The organism is Desulforegula conservatrix Mb1Pa (assembly GCF_000426225.1).
Taxonomy (GTDB): Bacteria; Desulfobacterota; Desulfobacteria; order Desulfobacterales; family Desulforegulaceae; genus Desulforegula; species Desulforegula conservatrix.
On sequence record NZ_AUEY01000155.1, the window covers coordinates 1 to 2,509 of the forward strand.

At 43.8% G+C, this 2,509-nt stretch carries 1 protein-coding gene; it reads right to left on the bottom strand.

Translation table 11 applies throughout. The features are described 5' to 3' along the window. Positions 1-503: 503 nt before the first annotated feature. Positions 504-2,081 (bottom strand): YfjI family protein, encoded by a 1,578-nt coding sequence (locus tag K245_RS0121350; RefSeq protein WP_027360784.1) that lies wholly within the window; start codon positions 2,079-2,081, stop codon positions 504-506. Positions 2,082-2,509: the final 428 nt, after the last annotated feature.

Here is a 2,509-nt window from a genome sequence, read left to right on the forward strand (position 1 = left end):
CCGTCCATGATTCACAGACTTATTTATGTTGCTCTTAGGACTCCGCCCATGCCATCAACCATGCTTTCTATTGCTGAGGCAGAGTGGTAATCAAAAAAGTTTTTGGATCCCTTTGGCAGGAGTTTTAGCCAGTCAGAAAGATATATCTCCTTGTCGTTGATCATGGGCAGGAAGATGAATACTCACCTCCATCGGTACTGGCAGAAAGAACAGGATTAAGGCCGTCTTGCATTAGAAGTTGCAATATATTCATGATGCAACCTCCTTTTGCATAAAGAATCTACAAGCTCGTTTACCCGGCTCTCTGAATCGGCCTTGTCTGGCTGTGCTGTTACTGCATATCCCATAGCTTGGGTTTGAATGGCTCCAGGAAGAGCAAAGTGAGCAGGATAACAATGGAGAGTTAAGACTTGAAGGCTCTTTGTTGTTACTAAGTGAGCGCTCGTCTGGATCTTGGGTCTCTCCAAAAATATGGTTGCTGAAATCAAGTTCTGCAAATAATTTCATGCTGCACCCCTCAATTCCCAGACATCAGACCTGAACTTGCCTTTGAGGATTGCACCAGCTTCAAGCCTTACAGCCCTGTTGTGATCTTCCAATATCCTGATGATTCGTTCTGCATCTTTTTTAGTTCGGGCCTTCGAGGGGCCGTACTGATAGAGTACAGACATGGATATTTTCCCGTTGTTCTCCGTATTCATCCCCCATTCAAATACTTTTTGTGCAAGCGCAACGTCCGGGTCTTCGCTTCCTGAACTTCTGAGCCTCAACTGCTCGCCGAGATAGTATTTAACTATTTCAATGCCGGAAACTAAAGCACCAAGAGAAACGACTTCCGTATCCGGGTTTTCAAAAAAACTAATTTTACCAGCTTCGCGGAGTGCGTGTTCTGCCGCTTTGCTTGCAAAGTCTTTTATCTCGCAAAGCTCACCATTTTTTCTCATGCCCTTTTCCATAAGCATGATAAAGTCGATAGCGGTTTTCTTGGCAGAAGGAGTCAAGTGTAGGCATCGAGGATTAAGCCCCATTCCTGACTTTTCGTGGAGCGGAAGTGGTCTTTCTAAAATGCCGCTAATCCTGGAATAAAAATCTTTGATCCTCGGATCAGTCAAGACCTTTTTAGACTCGTAAATTCTTTCCCCAATTGTGGATTCAGGAGAGCTGCAAAGGCATCTCGCAATGAAGCCCTGACCAATTGCGGTCTGGTTGCTAAAAAGCGTTGGGATAAACGTAGGCTGGAACATAAGGTTTATCCCAAACCTTATATTGCTTAACCGCTCAAATCCACCACCAATTGTACTTTTGGTTATAGGTGCTCCATCCCAAAAAAGAGACAAGCCTGAGATTGTGGATGCCTGATTGTCCTTGTTCATTGAATATCCACCGAGAAACTGCGCCGCTTCAGGCGTCTGAAGCATCAGGTGTGTTCTTCCTTCTGAAAAAGCTCTCACAATTGCTGGGCATGTCGGGTCTGTGATGATCCAGACGGGTAGGATGAGTTTAGGCTCTGGCCCAATTTCATTCAGGAGTTGACGTATTTCTTGATCAGACTTGCCATCCTTGATGGCTTTGTCTATTCGTTTTTGCCAGGCACACTTTATTATTCTATGCACTGGCTCTTCATCAAAGAATTTTTCCTGCTCTTTTTCAATCAAATCCTTGATAGGTTTATTTGCCACTTTGTCGCATTCGGATTTTCGCTCTCCGGATTCGCCCACTGCAAGGTAATTATTGCTTGTAGGGCTCCTTCTTCCATCAATTTCAACGTCAACATATGGCTGGATAGCTGCTGTAGCAGAAGCAAGCAGGCAATGGCATATCATGTCCATTGGAGCCTGGATAATCTCCCTCATACATTCCGCTGCGGATCTCATGGCGGGAGGAAGAGAGCTTACAGGGAACGGTGCTTCTCTTAAGGCTGGTCTGATAAGCGGAAGCGGTTCAGGGCCCTGTTGAACGCAGTCTTCTTTGTCGGCCTTGGCTTGATCGGCCGCCGACATTATGGGCTTAAATGAACAAGGCCTCATGATTGGGCCTGTATTTATTGATGCATCTGCAATACTTGCAGTGTTTATGGCCATAAAATTCCTTTATGAGTTATGGCCGCTACAAAGAGGTGTCTTCTATGGTGGACTTATCAATCCATGACAACTATTTTTTATTATAAATAACAGATATTTAATAAGTGTATTAACTACCTGAACAAGACAAAAAGATCTTGAAATGTTAAAAAAAAGTTGATTAAAAATCACAGATCGTGATACCAAAAGTAAACTTTCCTGACAGGAAAGTATTGGGCAAAGACATAATTCTCTTTGCCCATAGACGCTCACAATGTAGCGGTCTATTTTAAATTAGTGTGTCGGCAGACCTGCTAAGATTCACCGATGCACAGCTGTTTGCAAAGTTAAGAGTATGATCAACGACAGTTATAAATCCCCCCTGACGACAATTAGAATTCCCGCTTAATGCAAACCCGGTTATCCAATGTTGTGATATGGAGGATCAT

Excerpts from the sequence above, each read along its gene's own strand:
- K245_RS0121350 (WP_027360784.1), bottom strand. The coding sequence starts at position 2,081 with ATGGCCATAAACACTGCAAGTATTGCAGATGCATCAATAAATACAGGC.